The 23,952-nt window shown below is 47.6% G+C and carries 15 protein-coding genes and 2 pseudogenes; 5 read left to right on the forward strand and 12 right to left on the reverse strand.

Translation table 11 applies throughout. From position 1 onward, the window contains the following. Positions 1–284: 284 nt before the first annotated feature. The 5 genes and pseudogenes from H3L92_RS01020 (at position 285) to H3L92_RS01040 (ending at position 6,083) form a co-directional block, all read left to right on the forward strand. Positions 285–872 (forward strand): Csu type fimbrial protein, encoded by a 588-nt coding sequence (locus tag H3L92_RS01020; RefSeq protein WP_085367127.1) that lies wholly within the window; start codon positions 285–287, stop codon positions 870–872. A 20-nt stretch (positions 873–892) separates the two neighbouring features. After that, positions 893–1,618 (forward strand): fimbrial biogenesis chaperone, encoded by a 726-nt coding sequence (locus tag H3L92_RS01025; RefSeq protein ID WP_085367128.1) that lies wholly within the window; start codon positions 893–895, stop codon positions 1,616–1,618. After that, positions 1,605–4,145: a fimbria/pilus outer membrane usher protein gene (locus H3L92_RS01030; protein ID WP_115336268.1), complete on the forward strand. Its 2,541-nt coding sequence runs from the start codon at positions 1,605–1,607 to the stop codon at positions 4,143–4,145. Before H3L92_RS01025 ends, H3L92_RS01030 begins: the two co-directional genes overlap by 14 nt. After that, the gene (locus H3L92_RS01035; protein WP_085367129.1) at positions 4,133–5,203 is read left to right on the forward strand and encodes a Csu type fimbrial protein; all 1,071 of its coding nucleotides are present in this window, start codon (positions 4,133–4,135) and stop codon (positions 5,201–5,203) included. The genes H3L92_RS01030 and H3L92_RS01035 overlap by 13 nt, the downstream gene beginning before the upstream one ends. Before the next feature lie 50 nt (positions 5,204–5,253). Next, a pseudogene (locus H3L92_RS01040) lies at positions 5,254–6,083 on the forward strand (integrase core domain-containing protein). A 399-nt stretch (positions 6,084–6,482) separates the two neighbouring features. Here the strand turns inward: H3L92_RS01040 and H3L92_RS01045 are convergent. From H3L92_RS01045 to H3L92_RS01095, 12 genes and pseudogenes are all read right to left on the reverse strand, one after another. Beyond that, positions 6,483–8,270, reverse strand: a complete 1,788-nt coding sequence (locus H3L92_RS01045) for a 2-isopropylmalate synthase (protein WP_085366390.1) — start codon at positions 8,268–8,270, stop codon at positions 6,483–6,485. Between the two features lie 220 nt (positions 8,271–8,490). Beyond that, positions 8,491–8,637: pseudogene (locus H3L92_RS13085) on the reverse strand (lipoprotein signal peptidase). Positions 8,638–8,674: 37 nt separating this feature from the next. Further along, positions 8,675–9,499, reverse strand: a complete 825-nt coding sequence (locus H3L92_RS01050) for a crotonase/enoyl-CoA hydratase family protein (RefSeq protein ID WP_211276421.1) — start codon at positions 9,497–9,499, stop codon at positions 8,675–8,677. A gap of 178 nt (positions 9,500–9,677) precedes the next feature. Further along, positions 9,678–10,034 (reverse strand): SpoIIAA family protein, encoded by a 357-nt coding sequence (locus H3L92_RS01055; protein ID WP_085366392.1) that lies wholly within the window; start codon positions 10,032–10,034, stop codon positions 9,678–9,680. 17 nt (positions 10,035–10,051) lie between these two features. Further along, positions 10,052–10,945 (reverse strand): DMT family transporter, encoded by an 894-nt coding sequence (locus H3L92_RS01060; protein ID WP_085366394.1) that lies wholly within the window; start codon positions 10,943–10,945, stop codon positions 10,052–10,054. 158 nt (positions 10,946–11,103) lie between these two features. Next, a complete protein-coding gene (locus H3L92_RS01065) occupies positions 11,104–12,360 on the reverse strand; it encodes a capsule polysaccharide biogenesis protein (RefSeq protein WP_085366396.1) in 1,257 nt (418 codons plus the stop codon). 487 nt (positions 12,361–12,847) lie between these two features. Next, complete coding sequence (locus H3L92_RS01070; protein ID WP_158088161.1) at positions 12,848–14,899, reverse strand: capsule polysaccharide biogenesis protein; 2,052 nt, start codon at positions 14,897–14,899, stop codon at positions 12,848–12,850. A 91-nt stretch (positions 14,900–14,990) separates the two neighbouring features. Next, the gene (locus H3L92_RS01075) at positions 14,991–15,971 is read right to left on the reverse strand and encodes a CgeB family protein (RefSeq protein WP_085366400.1); all 981 of its coding nucleotides are present in this window, start codon (positions 15,969–15,971) and stop codon (positions 14,991–14,993) included. Continuing rightward, positions 15,968–17,116: a DUF6270 domain-containing protein gene (locus H3L92_RS01080; protein WP_143824358.1), complete on the reverse strand. Its 1,149-nt coding sequence runs from the start codon at positions 17,114–17,116 to the stop codon at positions 15,968–15,970. The genes H3L92_RS01075 and H3L92_RS01080 overlap by 4 nt, the downstream gene beginning before the upstream one ends. Positions 17,117–17,122: 6 nt before the next feature. Next, the gene (locus tag H3L92_RS01085; RefSeq protein WP_085366404.1) at positions 17,123–19,447 is read right to left on the reverse strand and encodes an asparagine synthetase B family protein; all 2,325 of its coding nucleotides are present in this window, start codon (positions 19,445–19,447) and stop codon (positions 17,123–17,125) included. A 17-nt stretch (positions 19,448–19,464) separates the two neighbouring features. After that, positions 19,465–21,831 (reverse strand): glycosyltransferase, encoded by a 2,367-nt coding sequence (locus H3L92_RS01090; protein WP_085366406.1) that lies wholly within the window; start codon positions 21,829–21,831, stop codon positions 19,465–19,467. Next, positions 21,828–23,888, reverse strand: a complete 2,061-nt coding sequence (locus tag H3L92_RS01095; RefSeq protein WP_085366408.1) for a CgeB family protein — start codon at positions 23,886–23,888, stop codon at positions 21,828–21,830. Before H3L92_RS01095 ends, H3L92_RS01090 begins: the two co-directional genes overlap by 4 nt. Positions 23,889–23,952: the final 64 nt, after the last annotated feature.

A 23,952-nucleotide genomic window follows, 5' to 3' on the forward strand; every position in this document is an offset into this window, starting at 1 on the left:
CCAAGGCCGCCCGGTTTTGGGGCGTATGGATGTGTTTGCAACAGATTAGTAAATGTTTTAAATTAACCTAAGTAAAAATATTGCCAATTTTAGTAAACAATCAGATAATTCCAATATCCTGACGGCTGGAATTTTTGATATTCGGTATGTATAAAATCTTTCACAAGATTTACGGTGCAGCCCGCAATAAATATAAACGGCCTGCAAGATAACTTCCAACGCAACGCTAAAAAATAAATACGGCCGGTATTTTAACCGGTTGTTTTAATAAAAGGACTTTACACATGAAAACGGTAAAAAAACTCTTCGTACTCACCTCGACCGCAGCAACTTTGCTGGCTTCCGGCATGGCGGCGGCAGAAACCAAAACAGCCGACTTCCACGTTACCATCCGCATCAAACCCGTTTGCGAAGTGGTAACCAACGGCGGCGGCGCCCCCACGGTAGAGGCAACCACGCCTTCTGCCGGTGCGGATATCGATTTCGGCGAATACTTCTCCAACCACAATACTGATGTTGACGGCCAAAGCAAAGCCGGCGGTTCGGACGGCATTGCCGTGAAATGCACCAGAGGCACGCCTTACCAAATCGCTCTTACCCCCGCTACCGACAATAACAATGCCGGCGGCGGTAACATGAACGGTTTGGCCGGCACCGGCGCAGCCAACGAAAAAATCGCCTACACCCTGTATCAAGACAGCGCCCGCAGCCAAGTGTGGGGCGACCAAAACGGTACCAACACCTTATCCGCAACCGGCCAAGGTTTTGCCCAAAATGTCAATTATCCGGTTTACGGCCGCGTGGCAGGCAACCAGCTCGACAAGCCGGTTGGCCGCTATGCCGACAAAGTAACCGTTTCCGTTATCTACTAAACCGACAAGCCGATATACATATGGTATGGTTCACACATAAACCGGCAGGTTGGCTGTGCGGTTTGGCGTTGGGCGCTGCGGCGCTTTGCAGCCAAGCCGCCGGCCTGCAAATCAGCCCTACCGGACTTGCCCTGCCCGCCAAACAGCGGGCGGGTGTTTTCACTTTAACCAATACGGGCGCACAACCGCTTACCGCGCAAGTGCGCGTTTACCGTTGGGATCAGGACGGCAAAGGCAAAGACGTACTCACGCCCAGCCATGCGGTGGTGGCCAGCCCGCCCATGGTTAAGCTTGCTGCGGGCGGTTCGCAGCAGTTCCGGGTTATCCGCACCCAATCTGCCGGAGCGGCCGAAGAAGCCTACCGCTTGGTGGTCGACGAACTGCCCGCACCGGATAAACCGCAAAAAGGCCTGCAATTCGTATTGCGTTATTCGGTGCCCCTGTTTTTAAACCAAACCGAAAACCCCGAAACCGTGTTGCAGTGGCGCGCCCAAAGCACGCCCGACGGCAAGGTGCTGCTTACCGCCGCCAACACCGGCACGGCTCATGCGCAATTGAGCAATATTGCCGTAGAAAACGGCAAAAACCGGCACAGCCTGGTCGGCGGTTTGGCCGGATATGTGCTGCCGGGCAAAACCTGGCAATACAGTTTGAACACATCTGCCGCCGCCCTGCGCCAAGGTAAACTTTTTGTTACGGTTAACGGCCGCATAATTCAACCGGAGGTTCAGTTTGCAGCCCGTTAACGCTGCTTTCCCGCTCAAGCATATCGTTTCCGGCATTTTGCTGTGTTTTCTCCCCTTACAAATATCCGCACAGCCCAATCTGCCGGACGCGGCCGTTTATTCGGCCGAATGGCTGCCGGTTTACCCTCAGGTGAGCGTAAACGGCAGCGTTTCAGACGGCCTGTATGAATTCATTTCGCATAAAGAAACCCTGCTGGTTCAAAACAAAACCCTAACCTCGCTCGGCATCCGCATACCGCCCGAATTGTTGCAGCAGGCCCGCAGCATGGCGCCGCAACAGCCCCGCGACGGCACATCAGATTCAGACGGCCGCACCTCATCCGCCGCCGCTTCATCCGACACCGAAACCCCAACCGAAATCCCAGCCGAAGCCACTCCTGCCGAGCCGCCACATGATATTTGGTATGTGCTGGACAGCATTGCCCAGTTACAGATGCAATACGATGCCGCCGGGCAGGCTTTGGCGTTAACCGCACCGCTGGCGTGGCTGGATTTGCCGACCACCCGTATCGGCGGCCTGCCGCAACGGGCTTATCAGGTTGCCGAATCGGGTTTCGCAGGTGTGCTCAATTATGATTACAACGTTTCCCGCAACCACAACGGCGATGTCAGCCAAGGGCTGTTGGCCGAGGCACGTCTCACCACGCCCTTCGGCTATTTGAGCCACAATCAGCTTTGGAGCCGCCAAAGCCCGCAAGCCGGTGCCGCGTCGCCGAACAATGTCCGTTTGGACACTTATTGGCGCACGGTATGGGCCGACAAAGGGTTGGTGTTGACTGCCGGCGACGTGCTTACCAGCCAACTGAACGGCTCGGGCAGTTCGCGTCTCGGGGGCATCAGGCTGGAACGCACATACAGTGTGCAGCCGTGGCGCAATACCGCCCCGTTGTTTTCTTATTTGGGCGAAAGTACGCTGCCGGGCACGGTAGATTTATATCTGGACGGCGTAAAACAATACAGCCGCGATATTGCCGCAGGCAAATATGAAATCACCCTGCCGCCGGGCATCAGCGGCAGCGGCATGGCGCAAGTGGTGGCCACCGATGTGTTGGGCCGAACCGTTGTTGTGGATATGCCTTTATACGGCGGCAGCGGCCTCTTGGCCAAAGGATTGTCGGAATGGTCGCTGGAGGCAGGCTATCTGCGCCGTGGTTACGGTTTGGCCTCCGCCGATTACGGCAACAAACCGGCGGGCAGCGGCACATGGCGTTACGGCATCACCAATGCCCTAACCGTCCAGCTGCACGCCGAAGGCAGCAGCGGCTACCGCCAAATCGGTGCGGCATCCGGCATGGTGCTGGGTTCGTTAGGACAGTTAAACCTCAGCCATGCGCACAGCCGCCTTCAAACACAAAACGGCAGGCAGAGCAGCGTTTCTTTCAGCACGCAGAAAGGCGGTTGGTCGTTCGGCACGGGTTGGAGCCGAACCGACGGCCGTTTCGCGCATTTGAGCACCACGCTCGACCCCGCCGCCTATCTTGCCGAAGCTGCCGCCCCCGTCCGCACCGCATCCCTTGCCGTGGGTTGGAACAACAACCTGTTAGGCTCTTTTGCCCTGTCTTACCTGCACAGCAAAAAAGGGCAGGAAACGCCCGACAAGGTGGGCACTTTAAACTGGAACCGCAATTTCGGCAGCCGCACCAGCATATTTTTGAGTGCGGCCCGCAACTTCACCCCCGGCGGGCAGCACAGCCTTTACGGCGGCGTGTCGTTCAACCTCGACAAAGGCTATTTCTCCACGCTCAGCGGCCAGCGCGACAACGGCGGCGACAACAGCTACCGCGTTTCGGTCAGCAAATCTTCAGACGGCCTGAACAGCCCGTCGTGGAACATCGGCTGGCAGCAAAACGAAACACAGGGGCGGCGCAGAGGCCGTCTGAACGGCTTTATCAACTACGACACCCAATACGGCGATGCGCGCGGCAATGTTTACAACGCACAGGGCCGCACCGATTGGAGCGCAGGTTGGAAAGGCGGGCTGGTGTGGATGAACGGCGGCCTGTTTGCCACGCGCACCGTCGACAACAGCTTTGCCGTTGTCAGCACCGACGGCGTGGCAGACGTGCCCGTGTCTTTGTTTAACAACAAAGTAGGCCATACCAACCGCAAAGGCTTATTGCTGGTGCCCAATCTTTCGGCCTATCAAGAGAATACGCTCGATGCCGACATCACCGACCTGCCGCAAAATATGGCAGCCGAGCGCGCTCGCATTTTGGCCGTGCCGTCCGAACGGTCCGGCGTTAACGTTAACTTCAGGTTCAACCGCATGCAGGCCGCTTCGATGGTTTTGAAAAGCGCCGACGGGCAGTTTGTTCCCGCCGGAGCCGTTATCCGCCGTTCAGACGGCCTACCGGCGGCCGTGGTCGGTTTCGACGGCCAAACCTTTATTGAAAACCTGGCGGCAGGAGAAAACCGCTTCAGCATCACCCTGCCCGATGAAAGCGAATGCCGCTTCAGCGCAAACTATCAAACCGGCCCGCATCAGGCCGACCTGCCCGATTTAGGTGAAATCATATGCACACAATAAACCTGACTAGTCGCCCGTTTTCCGGCCGCCCCGCCAAACCGCGCATACTGCTTATCGCCCGGCTGTTTGCCGCAGCCTGCCTGCTGTTGTTTGTTCAGACGGCCCGGGCAAACTGCATGGCAACCATGCAGGATGTTAATTTCGGCAATGTGGATTTGCTTAATCCCGACACGCTGACCACTCAGGCTACCGTAACTGTTACTTGTAGTAGAACCACTTGGCAGGATCAAACGTTTCATGTTTGTTTGGGAGTCGACGGTGGAAAAGCAGGGGGAGCCACCCAATTCAACCCCCGCTATATGTGCCCGAACGGCGCTTGCTCTGGAACAGGGAACCGGTTGGCATTTAACCTTTACACCGATGCCAACCATAATACGATTTGGGGTTCCTTCAAGTATCCGGCATTCCCCACCACTATTAATATGGTCTTTGATTTTATGTGGAACTCTCCGTCTTCCCAATCTAAAACGGTTCCTGTATATGCCAAGCTGATAACCTCTTCATCCAATATTGCCGCTATTGCCGCTGGCCAATATACCAACGGCTTCACGTTAGGTTCGACAGGTCTTGCTTTCAGCGACTCCGGCCGTTGCGGTCAATATAGTGGTGATACCCGTACCCGCTTTCCGTTTACCGTTTCCGCCACCGTGGTAAAAAACTGCAATATTAACAAACCCAACAACATCGACTTCGGCACGGTGAATCCCGTCGACACCAATCTGACAGGGAACACATCCCTCGGCGTAACCTGTACCAGCGGCACGCCTTACAACATCGGCTTGAAGCCGTCCAACAACAATACCGCCGGTGCGGGCGAAATGCTGCCCGTTACACCGGGCGGCGGCAATACCGACCGCATTCCCTACCAGCTCCGCTCGGGCAGCGGCGCCAACGGTGCGGTTTGGGGCAACACCGCCACCGCCACACAAACCGGAAACGGCATAGGCGGAACGGGAACGGGGTCACTGCAAAACTACAATATTTACGCTACCGTGCCTTCCGCCGACTACCACTACGGCGATTATCAAGACACCGTAACCGTGCAGGTTAATTATTGAATATGTAGGAAAAGCTAGCGTTGTTTACAGTATTTGAAAGACAATACTGCATGAACATCCATAAAAATACCCGGCTAACCCCGCATAACCGCCAGGCCATTTGGCGCGCTTATACACAAGACAAAATCAGTGTAACTTCGTTGGCACAACAATACCGTGTCAGCAGAGTAACGATTTACCGCATACTCAAAGCAGCCCGGTTGCGGCTGCTCACCCCGCAAAAAAGCACCAACAACCGCTTTAAACAAGCCAAATACGGCATGAAACGCCTGGCTAAAGTTGAGCGGGAAATCGAAGAGAAACTCAAAAAACAGGCAAAGCGTTACAACCAATCCTATCCCGGCGAAATGGTTCATTTCGATACCAAACGGCTGCCTTTGCTACAAAACCAAAAAGCAACCGACCCTCGGGATTATCTGTTTGTTGCCATTGATGATTTTTCCCGCGAGCTGTATGCTGCAATATTGCCGGACCGTACAGCAGCCAGCGCAGCCAAATTTCTTTTGCGCGATGTGATAGATTGTTGTCCCTATACCATCGAATGCGCCTATTCCGACAACGGTGTGGAAATCGTGGCAATGCGGAGCACCCGTTTGGCATTGCCTGTGTGCAAAACAACATAAGCCAAAAATTCACCCGTGTTGCCCGGCCGCAAACCAATGGTAAAGCCGAGCGGGTTATCCGTACCTTAATGGAAATGTGGCATGACAAGCATCCGTTTAAGGATTCGGCGCTCCGGCAAAAAGAGTTATGTCGTTTTGTTAACTTTTATAACACCGTCAAGCCCCACAAGAGCCTGAAAGGCGACCCCCCTTTTGAGGTTTTACAGGCTTCATTCCCAACCTGTTGTGTAAACAACCCGACCTTTTCCCACACCTGAAACCTTTGCAAAATTTCTTTCAATATCTTAAAACCGCCGCGTCATGCTCGGGCTTGACCCGAGCATCTTTTTGTTTCAAAAGAAATAACAGATAGTCGGCTCAAGCCCGAGTATGACGGAATACAAGCATTTTCAGGAATGAATCGACTTTTTGCAAAGGTCTCGGCCTGAACAACTTGCAAAAGTATAGTGAATTCAAATAAAAACTCCGAAATGAAATAACTGCATTCAAACTTGCAATTGGGCGATATGCTAAAGAATCGTTTTACCCTACTTCGGCATTCTTATTTTAATCCACTATATCAGAGCGCAAACATTTTCAAGGTTGAACCGGCATTTTATAAAACAACAGGCCGTCTGAAACGTTTCAGACGGCCTGTTTTCAATATGCCTTCACACTCAAATATCGCCTTGTGCTTTCACTTTTTCGGCGCTGAATTCCAGTTTGCTTAAGGCCGAAAGATAGGCTTTGGCGGTGGCGACCAGCACGTCGGTGTCGGCACCCTGGCCGTTTACCACACGGTTGCCGCGGGCGAGGCGCACGGAGGTTTCGCCCTGGCTTTCGGTGCCTTCGGTTACGGCGTTCACCGAATAAATTTGCAGGGTGGCGCCGCTGTTCACCACGCTTTCGATGGCTTTGAAAATGGCATCGACCGGGCCTGAGCCGGTGGCTTCGGCCTGTTTTTCTTCGCCTTTCACGCTGAATACGATTTGCGCGCGCGGCTCTTCGCCGGTTTCGGTGGTGATGCGCTGCGAAACGAATTTATAGGCATCTTGGGCGAGGCTGTGCATTTCGTCGGAAACCAGCGCGTGCAGGTCTTCGTCGAAAATTTCGCGTTTTTTGTCGGCCAGCTCTTTGAAGCGTGCGAAAGCGGCGTTTAAGGCTTCTTCGCTGCCCAGCTCGATGCCCAAATCGGCAAGCTTGGTTTTAAAGGCGTTGCGGCCGGAAAGTTTGCCCAAGCTCAGGCGGTTGGCGGCCCAGCCCACTGATTCGGCCGACATGATTTCGTAGGTTTCGCGGTGTTTGAGCACGCCGTCTTGGTGGATGCCCGATTCGTGCGCGAAGGCGTTGGCGCCGACGATGGCCTTATTAGGCTGCACGGGGTAGCCGGTTACGGTGGACACGAGTTTGGAAGAGGGTACGATTTGAGTGGTGTCGATGCCGGTTTCCAAACCGAAAACGTCGTTACGGGTTTTCAGCGCCATCACGATTTCTTCGATGGATGCGTTGCCGGCGCGTTCGCCCAAGCCGTTTACGGTGCACTCTACCTGGCGCGCGCCGCCTTTCAATGCGGCCAGCGAGTTGGCAACCGCCAGGCCTAAATCGTTGTGGCAGTGCGCCGACCACACCACTTTGCCGCTGCCGGGGGTTTTGGCAATCAGCTCGCGGAAGAATTCTTCGGTTTTATGGGGAATCGAATAGCCGACGGTGTCGGGGATATTGATGGTGGTGGCGCCCGCTTCGATTACGGCGCCGCAGATTTCGGCCAGAAAGCCGATTTCGGAACGCAGTGCGTCTTCACATGAAAATTCGACGTCGTCGGTATATTCTTTGGCTATTTTCACGGCTTTAACGGCGGCTTCCACCACTTTGGCCGGTTTCATCTTCAGCTTGTGTTCCATGTGGATGGGGCTGGTAGCGATAAAGGTGTGGATGCGGCGGTTGGCGGCAGGGGCGATTGCTTCGCCTGCTTTGCGGATATCGTTTTCAACCGCGCGAGCCAGCGTGCAGACGGTGGCGCGGGTCAGCGTTTTGGCGATTTCGTTCACGGCTTCGAAGTCACCGGGGCTGGCGGCGGCGAAACCGGCTTCGATAACGTCAACGCCCAGTTTTTCGAGCTGGCGGGCGATGCGGATTTTTTCTTCTTTGGTCATGGCGGCACCGGGCGACTGTTCGCCGTCGCGCAGGGTGGTGTCGAAAATGATAACGCGGTTGTTTTGTGGCATGGTTTGTTTCTCCAACGAGGTTTGTTGCTGTAAAAAGGCGTTTAAATCTAAAGGTCGGCCTTGTGCTTCGGCCAGCGCGGTGAGTTTTTGCAGTTGCGCCAGCGGCAGCGAGCCGCGCGTGCGCCATTTGTAGATGGCCGCCGTGCTCGCCGCATTTTCGGGGTCGTGCGCTTTCAGGGCTTCGGCCAGCGCGTTTACGCCGCCGAAATAGGCGATTAAACGGTCGATGTCTAATTGCATGGGATGCCTTTGTCTAATTTTGTTTCGGTAGGGGTGGATATGGCGGTGATTATACAGAAATCAGACAAAACGGCAATAAATTATGAAAAATTTGTTTTCGTTTGGATATTTTTATAAGTTTTAAGACTTTTTGTCTAATTTGCTTTTTCTTGGGTTAGTTAACTAGATATTTTTTGGGATGCGGAAGCCGTTTAAAGGCCGTCTGAAAATATTTCGGTTTTCAGACGGCCTGAGACCTTTGCAAAACCTCCAGATGTGGATGCAGTTCAAGGCGTAGCAGCGCAGCGAGCGTAGACATAACATGAAGTTAGGCAAGCGAACGAGCAGCGCACAACGTAGAAATGCGCCGCAGATGGGGGTTTTGCAAAGGTCTCGGGGCCTCTGTATAGGTTTCGGGCGGTGCGTTATCCGGCGAATTTGTTGCCCTGTTTGTGCAGCAGGTGCGACATAACCTGCAAATCGCGCTCGGTCAGGTTGAGTGCGGCATCGACCCAGATGGTGGTGATGTCTAACAGCTCTTGGTAGGAAACGGGGTTGCAGTAATCTTTCACCCGGCGCATGGCGCGGTAGCTGTTGGGTGATTTTTCGGCGCGTTCGATATAGCGCAGCACTTCCTGCCGCCCTTCGCCTTTTTCGGCCAGAATGTCCACCACGCCCATTTCGTAAAGCTGCTCGGCAGTATAGATTTCGCCGCCCATCATCATTTTTTCGGCTACGCTGCCGCCCGCTTTGCGCGACAGCATGGAATAAGCCCCCATGCCGGGAAAAAGGTTGAACAGCACTTCGGGCAGCCCCATGCGCGCGCCTTTTTCGGCTATAAGCACGTTGCCTGCCAGCGCGCCCTCGAAACCGCCGCCCAGCGCATCGCCTTCCACCAGATTGATGGTGGTCAGCTCGCGGTCGAGATGGGTCATTACTTCGTATAATACTTTGATGCAGTCGGCGGCATAGGCCATCAGGGTGTCGCGGTCGCGGCGCACAATCGCCTGCGCGAACAGCCGTAAATCGCCGCCGAGGTTATACACGCCCGGCACGCCGGAAGTGCCGACGATATAGCGGTATTCGCGGCCGCCTGAGTCGATTTCGGCACGCACGTCGCTGAAATACGCCAACAGGCTGTGCAGCAGCGTTTGCGTGAAGCACGGCACGGGTTGCGCCGCCATCGCCACCCAGGCGGCTTTGTGTTGCGGGTCATACGCAACCTGCATGTGCGGGTAGGTTTTATCCATACTTTTTCCTTTGTTTTTGACGGCCATAATGGCCTGCCTAACAATTACTGATGTTTCATAACGGCAAAAGTTCCGGCCTGTTTCATCGGGTGAAAAGCAAAGGCCTTGGCAAAAATATTTAAGGCCGTCTGAAACCATAATCCGGCGTTTCAGACGGCCTGTTGTTTTTTAAGGCGGGTTACGCCGGTTGCGTTTCCTGCAACCAAGCTTGTGCGGATGCGGCATCGTCGAAATATTTCGGGTGCTGCTGGGTGATCAGGCTGGAGAGGCGGGTGCCGAGTTTGATCCAAACATCGTCAACCACGATGGCGATGCGGCCGAAATCGTTTTCGTGTTCGCGCATGAATTTGAGCTGTTCCACCGCCATATCGATGGTGAAATCTTTCAGCATGGTCAAATCGAGCAGCATATCGGGGCGGTGGACTTTCTGCGTGCATTCCAAAGCGGCGCGCTCGAATTCGTAGAAATCTTCCAGCGTAAATTCGTTATACAGCGCCACATTCAAACCGTAGGCCTGCTCTCTGATGGAAATCATGATGACACTCCTTAGTGTTATGGGGATTTGCGCCGCCGCCACGACGGCTTCATGCTGCTTAAAATACCGCTTGCCACAATAATACCCATTCCCAGCGCTTCCTGCCAGCTGATTTTGTCGCCCAAAAACCAAACGCCGGCCAGCGACGAAAACACCACCGTTAAATAGGAAAGCGAGGCCACGGTAAATTTGTTGCCGACCTTGTAGGCACGGGTCAGGCACAGTTGCGCCACCAGTGCCGAAGCGCCGATGCCGAGCAGATAGGGCAGGGCGGCGGCGGTTAGCGGGTGCCAGCCGGTAAGGCTTGCCCACACCGCCGATAAGGCCATGCCAACCAGCGAAAGGTAAAACACCACCCGCCAGCCCGGCTCGCCCAAGAGCGAAAGTTCGCGCACCTGCAAATAGGCCCAGCCGGCAAGCAGGCCGCCGCACAAGCCCACTAAAGCGGCCATCTCCTGCCCGCTTTGAAAAGAAGGGTTGAGCAACAGCACCACACCGGCAAAGCCCAGCAGCAACACCGCCAGCGTGTAGGCCGACACCCGCTCTTTCAACACCACAAACGATAACACCGCCAAAAAAATCGAAGAGGTGTAGCCCAGCGTTACACCGGTTGCCAGCGGCAGGTGCATCACGGCATAGAAAATGCAAAACATGCCCAGCGTGCCGGAAACGCTGCGGTTTAAGTGTGCGCGCCAATGCGGCGTGGCAAAGGTTTTGCCCTGCATTTTGGCGGTGATGCCGAGAAACAGCGCGGCAAAACCCATGCGCCAGAAAACCAGCTCGCCTGCGCCGAAGCCGAAAGTTTGCGCGGCGGCCTTCACCCAGAAATTCATCAGGGTGAAGCCGACGGCGGCGATAATCATCCAGCCCGAGCCGAGCCGGTCCGGGGAGGCGGTAGAGGGGGAAACCATATATTAAAACAAGGGTAAGGTTAAGCTGGAAGCTTGCGGTGGTTTGAAAGCGGCGGGCTTGCGAAGCTAATGACGATAGTTGGATGTTTCAGACGGCCTCAACCGCACCGGTTGCGGATTGTGCGGCTGTTACCGGTATTTTGTAAAGAAGAAATAACTTACCGCGCGGGTGTTGCGCTGCCGCCGATTTCGGGAAAGCGCACTTCGCTGTAAAAACTGCCGTTAATCTGCGTAGTGTTGATGTGGTACATACGGTAGGCATGAAACAAATCTTCGTCGGGCGGCACGGGGTGTTTCCAAAACTCGGCCAAGCTGCCTTGAAAGGTGATGCCGGGGATATCGTAGCTGGCGCGGCCGATGATTTTAACCGGCATACCGTGAATCAGTGCCGAAAGGCCGCTGGTGCTGTTGAGTGTAACCATGCCGGCGCCGTAGCGCAGGAAAACGGGCAGCGGTGCGTCGTGCACATAAAAAATACGCCCTTTGAGCTTGGGGTGTTGCTGGAGAAAGCGGTTGATGTCTTGGCGGTAGTCGGTAAAGCCCCTGTCCATCGGGTGGTGTTTCACAATCAGGTTGGTATCGTCGGGCGCGTGGGCGGCAAACGAAGTGAGCACGTGCAGTAAAAAGTTTTGTACCGACGAAAAATCACTGTGTACACGCACTTGGCTGTCGTTAAACACTTGCAGCGGCAGAATATAAAACCTGCCGTAGCGGCCGTTTTCCACTTCGCGGCCGAACTTGCGGTCTTGCAGCATATAAACGGCGCGTTTGATACCGGAGCGCGCCCAAGCGCCGATATAGTGTGTGAGGCTGTTGATACGGTGGTGGATATAGTGGGGGTAGCGGCTGCGGTGGCGGTTGGCTGCGGCGTAATAACGCACCGCGCATTTGGCCATGGGCAGAAAGCCGCCGGGCACGGCGGGCGGTTCGCTGTATTCCTGCTGCCGCAGTTTCGGAAAGGCCGTCTGAAAAAAGGCGGCATCGCGCGGCAGCGGCGAAAAAGCGTTTACGCCGTTTTGTTCCAGCGTGATGTAAAACGGGCGGAAATAGCCTTCTTCAAATGCCCAGAAACTCAGGCCGTAATCTTCGGCCACCTGTTTGGCGGCGATGTGGTAGGGGCGGGAATCGCCGAAGCACACAACGGCATCGATAAGGTTTTCCTGCACGAATGCTGCCAAAAAGGCGGGAAAAGCCTGATAAGTGTCGCGATAGGCAAAGGTGCGGGGGATATGCAGCGGGTAAAACGTTTCGTCGCCGTAGTTAAAATTCAATTTAAAAACGGTTTTGTGATGGCGCTCGGAGAGCCATTGCGAGAATGTTTTGAAAAACGGCCCGATCGGCCCCTGCAACAGCAGGATGCGCGAATTTTTGCCGACCAGCTCTTCCAGCGAGCTGGGGATAAACGTGTTTTCCATGCGGTTTGTTTATTGTTGTGAATACGTGAACGGTGTTGCGCGCTTGGTATGCTGTGTTTTCAGACGGCCTGAAACCTTTGCAAAAATACCTTAAGGCCGTCTGAAATGTTTAAATCCCGTCATTCCCGCGTAGGCGGGAATCCAGACGCTCGGCATTCAAATATTTGTTTAGCCATTACTTTAATAATTTCATCTGGATTCCCGCCTACGCGGGAATGACGGAAATCAGGTTTTTCAGGTGATAATTTGAATTTTGCAAAGGTCTCGGCCTGTACAAAACAATATCGGGTGCCGAAACATTTCCGTCATACCCGGGTTTGACGGGAATTAATTAAAGTCAAGCTCAGGCATGGCGGAAATAAACATCTCAGGCCGTCTGAAAAAACATTGCTACCATTTATACCGCCGTTTCTGCGAAAGGCGGCAAATCTCCCAAAACGCTATTTTACCTGATTTATTGTTTGTTAAATAACTATAAATATATATTTTATTTCACTAACACGCGAAGCTGTTTGAGTTTGCCCCATTGCTTGGCGGCGAAGCTTTTTTTCAGCGGCGCGCCGTGCTGCCGTTGCGCTTTCTGCCGGCGCAGAATGTCCACGGCGGTTTGCGCATCAACCGGGCGGCGGGTTTCGGGGCAGACATAATCGGGGTAATAAACCAGCGTGCCCGCCACCAACTGCCACAAGGCCAGTTTGCGCGTGCGGCGGGGAATCGGCAGGTGGTCGTGTGTTAAACCCCAGCCCGCATAAAAAGGCAGGCCGTAGCAATGCACGGTTTTGCCGCGCAGCAGGGCTTCGAAGCCCGAAAGCGAAGTCATGGTGTGTACTTCGTGCGCTTGTTGCAGGCAGGTGGTGATGTCGCATTCGGTAACGGTTTGGTCGGCATAGCGTGCGGCCTCTTCGGGGGCAATATGGCCGGTGCGGTTGCCGCTCACCACATCGGGGTGCGGTTTGTAAATAATGTAGGCATCGGGGTTCAGCCCGCGCACTTTTTTCAGCAAATCCAGATTTTTGCGAATTTCGGGAGAGCCGTGGCGTATCGAGGCATCGTCTTCAACCTGGCCGGGTACCAGCAGCACCCTGCGCGCATCGGGCGGAATAGCTAGCGCGCCGCCGCCGACATTGTATTTGCTGATGCCGGACTCGGTGAGCGCGGTTTGCAGCCATGAGGCCGTCTGAAAATCCTGTTCGGTAAACAAATGGTTTTGCAGAATATGCTCTAAGCGCGAAGGTTTTTCTGCGCTGAAATAAATGCCCATATCGTCGCAAACCAGTGAGAGCGGCGGCACCAGATTCGAGCCTAAGCCCACCGAGCGGATAAAGCCGTCTTCCATATGCAAAACGGGCAGGCCGCGCCCGGCGGCAAAATCCAGCAGTTCGCGCCTGCCATAGCCCCACACCAACAGCCGCGCATCGGCAGGCAGTGGCATTTTCCGCAGTTTTTTCAGCGACGAAACAAAATGCAGGCGGCAGGCGGGAACATTGAAAAACGGTTTCATTACCGCCCGTTTCCATAACGACATACCCACGCAGTAAAGATTGCCGCGCAGTTTTTCGTTGCGGCGGCGCGCTGCCGCAAGATAATCAACCACATCAAAAATATCACCTGCTTCGCCTGTGTTGGGGTTGATATAGCGGCTGTATTGCAGATAGGCGGCCGCAAAAAGCTGCATCAGCGAGCGCGGCGCGCGGCGGTTTTGCTGTTGTAAGGCTGCTACGCCCGTATGACGGTCGTCGGTAACCCCCCAGCCCGCATACCACGGCAATCCGAACACCGACACCGGCTTGCCCAGCAGCAAAGCCTCGAAGCCCATTTGCGACGTAACACAATATACTTTATCTACTTGTTTCAACAAAGAAAGCGGGTTGATATCGGCCGCCAGCAGGCGCACGTTTTCCGTTTGCGGCAAATCGGTGAGATAGCCGCGCTTTTTACCGCTCAACACATCGGGGTGGGTTTTTACCCAGATTTCGGCATCGGGATTTTCGGCTAAGGCCGTCTGAAACATTTGCGCAAACGTTTGCTCGTCGGCTCCGCCGAATTTCACCGCCATATCGCCGTAGGTTTGGTCGATAACCAACACGACTTTTTTTTCAGACGGCCTGAGATATTTATTTTCGTCATACTCGGGCTTGACCCGAGTATCCCGCTTTGTATCTGCCCCGCTTGATTTGCCATACGCAGATTCAGGCACGCACATGGTATCGGAATGCGCGGTCTGAAATAAATCCCAAGAAAAATCAGGCGCATGGTTATATTTCGACAAACCGTGGGCAACGATTAAGTCCGCCGCCTTCTCGGCATCGGCCAAAGTTTCAGACGGCATCTGATCCGCCGTCAAAACCAACGCTTCCAAACGGGAAGGGCGGGTGGTGTCGTAATAAATACCCAAATCATCAACCACCATAGAAAACGGCGGCCAGCCTGCTACGCCCAAACCGGGCGAGCGCAGAAAGCCGTCTTCGAGATACACAATGGGCTTTTTCAAAAACGAACGTATCCAATATTCCCGTTTGGCATGTTTTTTGCCCCACAATAGAAATTTTCCTTCAACCTGTTTGGCAGGGTGAAGGAAAACATGCAGGGATTTTTGTTGGCGCCACAGCCCGAAGCTTGAAAAAAACATTTTATTTTGTCGCAGCAATAACAGATTGTATTTTTTCTAAAAATTTCTGCCAAGTAAAATTATTCAAAACGAAATCCGCCCCTGCTTTGGCCATTTCCAGATCGCTTTCAGACGGCCCGTGCTTCAAACGTTCAAACAAAGCCACCGCTTCATCTTCATTGTTTACGATATGGCAATAATCTTTAAACAATCTGTCCATCGCCATGCCGGGCGTGGAAACCAAAATACCGCCGCAGGCCAAGATTTCCACCACCCGCCGTGAAAACATTGTGGGCGAATCTTCAATCGTGTTTACATTCAGCGATACTGCAAAGCGGCGGTAGATATCGGCGGTTTGGGCATAATCTAAAGCCGGCATGATTTTCAGGCCGAATTCCTGCCCGGGGTAACGGTAATTGCTTGATTTTCTGTCTGAATTGCGGTCGAAAACCGTAACCGGCAAACCCGCCTTCAAAGCCGCAGAAAACAACATTTCTTGGCGCTCGCGGCGCTTGCCGTGGATATGCCTGCTGAAACTGCCGACAAAATTCGCCTCCAATTGCCGAAAGTTAAACCCCTGATAGTTATGAATACGGGGCTGGACGGGAAACATCGCCACATCAACCGTGGTTGAAGCCGGCACAACCGCCCGATACCGCTCCACACAGTTTTCATCCACAGTAAAAATATGGTCGAAATGTTTGGCAGAATCGATAAAACGGTCGAAATGAACCGAATCTTCTTTATTCCAAAAAACGGTGGGAATCCCCTTATCTTTCGCGGCCTGAACCAAACGCACCAGTTTTTCGTTGGTACGTTTGGGGTGGTCGGGATAGGAGGCGATTTTGAATTTCCAGCGGTTTTTATAGCCGTTCCAAGCGGATTCGACCAATAATATTGCATTATGGCTTTTATCGAGAGAAAACCAACTGCTTTTTATGGCCGTATTTTCACCCTGTAGAGATGTTTGGGTTAATGTGTCGCTGATCAGGTAGATCTTCATTTATCAACCTTATTGATCTCTACTTCCAAGATTACATTTTTTCCTTTCGGATAGAATTCTTGAATGGAAAAAAATGCACGTGTATTGGCCGGTATTCTAAATTTAATCTCGCGGTTATATACAGTATAAGGTTGGGTGCCTATATATTTGAAATAGCCAATTTCTTCAAAATCGGAATGGGCATATTTTTGTTCGGAATACCATTCAGATTGTTCCGGCTCATATCTCAGCGTATGCAGTAAATCTTTTTCACCGGCCATTTTATTTGCAGCAAACGCAATATCAATACTCACTATGCAGTCTTGCTCACCGCCTTGAAAAATTAAAGGTTGATATACCGAATCATTTTTTCTTTTAATCGGCAGCGTGTCGAAACCAAGCGGCAAATAATCAGTATAAACAATATTGTTTTCCAATGCCTTTTGATAGGTTTTCAGACGGCCTATATAGTCTAGAAAATACAGATACAGCGGTTTGGCGTAGTGATAAGGTTGAAGCCCCCATTTGTGGTCAGAATCTGCTTTAAACAGCTCTTGGGGATATTCCAAGATCTTGATACCACTTGTTTTTTCTATATAGGAGTAAAGTTCTTTTAACCAGCGGTTGTTTTCATCAATCCAAGATTGGTATAAATCCGAAACAACTTTTCCTCCAGAGCTGGTTTGGTTGGTCCAAAATACCTTATTTAAAATAATTTTATGCAAAAATTGATGTTTTTTTGCCAAATCGATAAAGTTATCCCATCCCTTTTTCCAACGCTCAAGAAATTCATCGCTGTTAGGAATAAGTACTCTGCCGGGTTTATCAAAAATGCAGTTATTCGAGAACTCCGGAGAGAGTGTAAATACTTCTTCCTTATCGGAAACAAAAATATTAAAACGCTCATCGATCAAATCGATAATCAGCCAATCAAATTCGTTATGCGTTAAGGTATGAGCCGTTTGTTTTAATAAATCGTTTTCTACCATCCGTTTTTGGAATGATGACGGTATTTTTGATAAGTCTATATCTTTAACAGATTGATTGTGGAAAGTGCTGGCAAAAGAAGTTCGTGCAAAATAAGAGATAATATTATATGAATTTCCTTCATCTAATGAGAAAGCATCTCTACTAACACAAGAGCCTAAAATAAATAACTTATTCATTTGAATTTAACCAATTGTAATATTTGATGTATATATATCTGATTGGGGATACCACGGTATCAGATGTATTTCACAATCAGCTTCTAAAGCTGGAATTTGAATATCAAATTCAATGTTATCCAAGTTTGTATTGATATATCTAAACCAAAACTTCCCATGCTCTGACCAAGAAAACCCTTCTACAGTATGATTTTTGGAGGTACCTTTCAATGCAATTAAAACTTTATTTTTCTCATTTAGGATACTTAACATATAACCATTAACTTGAGCAGGGCAGCTTTTGTGGATTTTACCAATGTATAAACCATCTTTAGGCAAAAGATTAAACCCTAACTTATCTAATTCTGATTTTAATTTTTGATTATCATTAATGAGAATTTTAGATAATGTTATTGCTATACTTAAATTAATTTTTGTTTGTAAAATTGTAGCGGATTTTCTATCACGTTCTGCTACTTCTGCTATTGCAGCTTCATAATTATTTAATTTAGTTTTATATGCTTCGATAATCTGCTTTTCAGGGGTATCTGTATGTCTAATTTCACTAGCATTAAATAGCGTAGAAATTTTACTTTCAATAATTTCTCTTTTTGAGAAATCAAATAATGTATCTTCGTTATTAAAATAATGTATCAGGCAAACCTTTAATAAAGATAAATGATAATAAATAGACGTGATATTTAGCGAGTTTGGATTTCTTTCGCTTAATTCCTGAATTCGTTTAAAATTCACAAAGTCAAAAAAATCTCTATTGTCATAAAGATATTGCAAAACAAAATGTTTGGTTCTTTCAATTAGCTCTAACCGCCAAGAATACCCTCCAAAAACTTTTGATGAAGGAAAATAAGGTTGAAATAAATACGGTATATCTGGGGTTGCTCTAAAAGGAAGATTAATGCTGTTTGCAATCTGTTGAGTATCTGCCGGCCATCTATCGTTGGCAAATGGTATTTTTTCTAAAATTGCATCAGATTTTCTCATCATTATGTAGTGGATAAGTTGGTTATTTAATGCTTCATCAGAAACACCTAATAACAATCTCATCATACGACCATCCAAGAATGGATGAATTTCACTACGTGAAATATGGGAATTAATCTGTGCACCACTTAAATAAGTGCCATTTCTAAATAAAATAGCATCTATTTGAGGGTAGCGTGATTTAGGGCAACCTTCCAAAACTTCTTTCAATTGCTGCTGATACCAACCATTGATATCATCAAACATATCAGTATTAAGTGTTCCAAGATTATCTGCCCAGTATCTCCTATTTTGAATATATTCAGGAAAATCTAATTTATTTCCCAATGCCTTAAATCCATTCTCATGTCCGCCAATAATTAACATATCTGAGAATGTTATCTTTCTAAAATCTGCAAGTGAGCTACCTACAGAGTCTGTTAATAAATCAAAAGAAATTTCTTTTGCTATATTAACTGTTGGCATAGACATCGATGAGGGATGAATAATATGTCTATGGGAAATATTCAATTCTTTAGCTAAAAGTTGTGCAGACATAACGTCTGGTTGGAATTTTTCTCCGAATGTGCTAAAAGAAATATCTTTAAAGCGTTTTGCTTTTGATAGTAATCCGACTATGGCACGACTATCTTTGCCCCCGCTAAGCCAAAATCTTAATCCTCTATCGGAGCTGTCGATAATATTACAAAAGCTATTAGCAACATCTTCAATATAATCAGAAATTTCATGATTTGAAACAGAGCGATATAAAGAAGCATAATTCAATTTATATTGAAATAAGCTTTGTTCGGAAGCAATATATGTGCAACCTGGTATGGTTTTCTTAATTTCATTCCAATATGTTCCAAAATCACCTATGTGAGATCTACCAATCGTCCAAGCTAGTGCCTGTTTCCTTAATTCAGGCGCTCTTACCCAATTTCCTAACAAATTATGTCGATTTGTTACAATCAGTTGCTCATCATCTTGGTAATAGAATAGAGGGTCTATACCTACCCCAGAACTACCAAAACTTATTTGATCTTCGGTAAGTTTGATCGCACAAAATGCTTCAGGAAATTGTGATAAATCTAGTGGAAGTTTGCTTTCGAAGGCGTTACTAATTTTATTTTCCAGATTGTGATCCCCATACCCATGGCATAAGACAATCTCTTTCTGATGGATATTGGTAACAACACTTCTATCTAATGCTGCATCAAAATAAAAAACAATAGCCTCACATTTGCCAATATTAAATTTTTCTATGTTTTTAGGCTCTGACGGAAGATACTTTTTAAAGATATTTTCATTTTTTAATATTGATTCTGAATAATTATTAACTTTTGAAAATTTAGCTAAAAAAATTGCCATAATTCATTCCTTATAATCTAAAATTTACTTATTCTGATAAAGTCAATGTTAATCTCTGTATCTCGTTGCCATAAATTCAACTTCAATTGCTCAACCATATTGTTTTTAGATAATGTTATTTCTAAAAAATGGCTTTGTCCGCCGGCTGTTGTATTCAGATATTTATACAGACCGATTTCTTTGAGATTGGATAACTTAAAACCTGATACGGGTTCTGTATTGGCTGATTTAAGGGCAACCAAAGCAGCATTAACTCTGGTGTTAGCGGAAATTTTTAGGCTGTATTCCAAGATTAATTTACAGTTGCTTTGTGCTTCTTTGGGTAATTCGATAACAATACCTTCGGCGGTGAGTTTGCGATTGTTAATTACTACAAGGCATTTTCGGTTTGCTGTATCGTCCTCTCTTGGTGCAGGTGCAGTCGGGAAGAGGGTTGCAGAAATGCGGAACTGTCGCCGAAGCTGTTTGACAAAGGCTTCTACTGAGTAACGCTCTTGAATCATTTCCAAACCTTGTTGATTATAGCGGTTGAATTTATTTAATGTATTTTGGGCATGAATATGTTCTGTCATTAGCTCAAGTGAGTCGAATATATATTTTTTCGGATAGATATATTCTACGCCATTCCAATCCAACAATACGCCTTGGTTCCCTGCCGAGAAGCCATCTGCTGGTGCAATATGGAAGCTTTCCGGGATTTCTTCGTTATCGCTTGTGGATAAGATAAAGCCGATATTTTTCAATTCTGTTTTAACGTTAACCCAACCTTTAACGATAACGTGTTCCTGTAAATTATTTTGCTCAATAAACCGTTTGCATTCATTGAAATAAGCCATTTCCGTCGGATTGCTTTTTACCCAAGGCAGTTCTTCCGGCATTTTCCCATAAACGTATAGGCGGTATTTTTTGTCTTTATTGACAAGATTCTTCAATAATTTCAGTGCATTCAGGTAGCCTTTTCTTGAAGGCAGGATACCGATAATCCCAAGATTGAAGAGCTTCTCTTCACTTTCGGAACGCTCATAATCATTACTATCCAAATAATTGGGCAACAGACAGGCTTGCGAGCGGGAAATACGGGTATATTCCACCAGTTTCTCAAAGAAATAGAGTGATACGGCAAACACACGGTTGACTTTTGTGAAGTCTATTTGTTTGAACCAAGAAGTTGTCAGTTCAAAACGGTGCATGCGGATAAAGAGCTTTTGGCTCTCTTTAATCCGTTGGCTATACCATACGGCGTTACCCAGCATCCATTCACAAAATACGATCTCTGCCCATTGTAAACATTTTTCGCTGTGTTGCTCGTTGTGATCATTGTGTCCGGACCATTCATCTACTTGAATTTGATAGTATTTTTCCAACTCCGGTAAAACGGGTTTGATAAATTTCAAATCATAGCCGGCTATGACTAACCTGAGTTTAATAGCTTCGAGAAAACCTTGGTAATTGCTATTGTAAATTTCGTTTAATACGCTTTTAATACGCGTATTGTAGTTAAAGCTATTTATTAACTGTTTGTTTTTATTTATAAACTTAGAAAACTCGATGAAGTCGTTTTCGCTAATGTCAAAGCGGTTATAGGTAATCATGGATTGGATTGCTGTTTGCAAACCAACTTGCAGGCGGGCTGTATAATAATCTACGCCTTGCTTGGCGAGCTTCTCTTGGGCTGTTTGCCAAACAGTTAAATGGTTTTTTAGTTCGCGGGAGCCATAGCTTTGCGTTGAAGAGGCTTCTTCATTGATTTTTTTGTTATAAATAAATGTTGGGTGATCGATGTAGATAATGCGGTTGGCAACGGACAATACGTCAGCTAAATAAATCGTATCTTCCCCCATTCTGAGATCAGAGTGCCATTTGATTTGGTGTTTTTTTAGTAAACTGCGTTTAATCAGGCTGGGTACGGTTGTGCTTTGCTTGCGAATAATGGTCTCAATTATTTCATTTTTGCTTAAGCTATCAATATTTTCTAAAATTCGATTGGCAGGAAAATGTTTGTTGCCATCATTCACAATAAGATAGCCGCGCACAATATCTGCATTCTGCTGTTTGGCAGCCTGCATATGTATGCTCAATGTATCACTAAAAATTTCATCATCACAATCAAGGAAAAAAATATACTCACCGACTGCATGAGATATACCGAGATTGCGGGGTTCGGAAGGCGAACCGCTATTTTGGTTCATTTTCAGCACTTTCCAATTGGGATGTTGTGCTGCTTGCTCGTTTAGATATGCCAATGTGCCGTCTTTGGAGCAATCATCTACAAAAATAACTTCATATTGTGAGTCTGGATAATCGATATTTTTTAGAGATGCGATGCAGGCTTCTACCTTACCAATAGCATTGTAACAGGGAATAATGATACTGATATTCATCATTCACTCTCCTGTTTGCTGATGTAGTAAATGGGATAATCTACTGTTTGGTTAAAGTAAGTTATAGCCTCGGTAAATTTTTGTGCAGGTGCAAAAATATGGTTCATTTTCATTTTAGGTTCAAATATATATTTTTGTTTTCTATGAGCGTTAAGTGCGATGTAGTTGTCTGAAATATAACTGCTATGCAATAGGGCTTTATCAATAGTGGCATGCTCCAAAGCTTTTAAACTATCGGTTAGAACAAAATACGGTGTTTCTAAATATTTGGAACGCTCATTACCATAACGCTTGACATAAGACTCAGCAAGTATATTGATTTTCTGATAGTTGAGCTCCGAATAAAGCTCGGCAGCATCTAAATCAGAAATTGCGTCAGTCAATACGGCAAGCAGGCGGTATTTATCATCACGGAACTTTTGTTGAAATAGGCGGATTTCTTCTTGCAGTTGTTCTGTATTTGATATTTTGACGGTTAGAGTGATTTTTTCTTGTTCTTTATCATAGATGACTCCTACAGTATTTAAGATACTTTCAAAGCGTTTTTGATAAGTGTGGTTTGCCAAAACATTATTCAGATTCTCCTCTCTAATTCGCTCAATTTCCTTATGAGTTAAAGCTTTTAGGCGGCTCGGCTCTGTATCTAGAAAAAGTACATTATTGCCAAACATTTTTTCCATTCCTTTGGAATGGTTCGATAATACCAAAGTGTTGCTAGACATCAGTTCAAATACCCGTCTGGCAAACATAGTTTCGGAATCTACAACAGTATTCAAATTCAAACCGAATAGGCTGGATTTATAAATACGGCTGGTTTCCTTATTGGGAACGCTTGGTTTTTCATATTTCCGATATTGTTCGGGAATTAAGTGGTTTGGATCATTGTCGTTATAGTATCGATTATAAAATTCCAGCTCATAACCGTTGCCGATTAAGTTATCAAACAATTTGTGCATTGTTTTGGAACGTTCAATATGGTTTGCATACCAACTCCCTGCGAACACTATCTTTTCTGTACGTGGGGTTTCAGGGTTGTCGATAGGGTTGAAAACTACCGGATTGGTTGCAAACGGCAAAGCATATACATTTTCAAGGCCGTATTCCTGTTTGTATTGTTCTACACACTCTTGGGCGGTTGTAAAGACAAAGTCAAACAGGCAGGCTGTTTTTACAAAATCATGGACACGGTCGGGATAATGAGTCGGGTCTTCTTTATTCCAAAATATGGTTGGAATACCGTGTGTATTACAGTAATCTAAGATTTCAAGTAATTCATTACGGTTTTCCTTTGGAAAATTTACACTGGCATAAATTTTCCCTTTCCAAGGTCTATTAACACTATCTGTACCGCTCCAAGCGGATTCACAAAAAAACAAGTCGGGTTTCTGCTGCGCAAAAACCATTTTCCAATTACTTGGTGTAATAATTAGTGGCGTAAATTCGTCTTTGAATGAATTGAAGCTGAACTCGTCTAAAATGATGGCAACTTTCAGTTCTTTAGCTTTTTTATGGGTGAAGTTGCGTTTCAGTGCTTTACGCTTTTTAGTGGGGGTGTTATTTATAGATATTGCTTTAAGGTTCTGTTGTTCCGCAGAAGAGGTAGGGGTATGCACCAATGTGTCGAATGTATCATCAATTGGTTTGCTAGCCTCTAAATGCTTAAACCATTCCATACATTTTCTTTCAAAAAATGTATGTGGATTTTTTTTTGCTTTTCGGTTTAAATATTGTATATAAATCGATAATAGGGCATTTGGGGTAATGAAGTTACGAATTGGGTTTTTAAAAAAATCTAGTATTAGTCGTCCAAATTGATAAGCAATTGTTTGGTTGTTTTTATCTTGAAAGCGTTGAGTCAATAACAGTTGGTATTTGCTTTTTTCTACGCGTAAATGATATAGCTCATCTTGTAATTGATTGATTTTTTTTTCTTGCTCTTTGTGAATACTGTTTGAGAACTCAGTAAACAATTTAACAGTTTTTTCAAGCTGTGTATCATTGAGTTGTATATTTTCCTGATGGAAACGGCTTTTTAAATTATCTAAATCTATTTTATTCATATGGGTAACTTAATAATTATATATAGAATAATTTTGTTTTTGCTGCCATAGTTTTATGGATTGG

Origin of the sequence: Neisseria dentiae (assembly GCF_014055005.1) — a bacterium.
GTDB classification, from domain to species: domain Bacteria; phylum Pseudomonadota; class Gammaproteobacteria; order Burkholderiales; family Neisseriaceae; genus Neisseria; species Neisseria dentiae.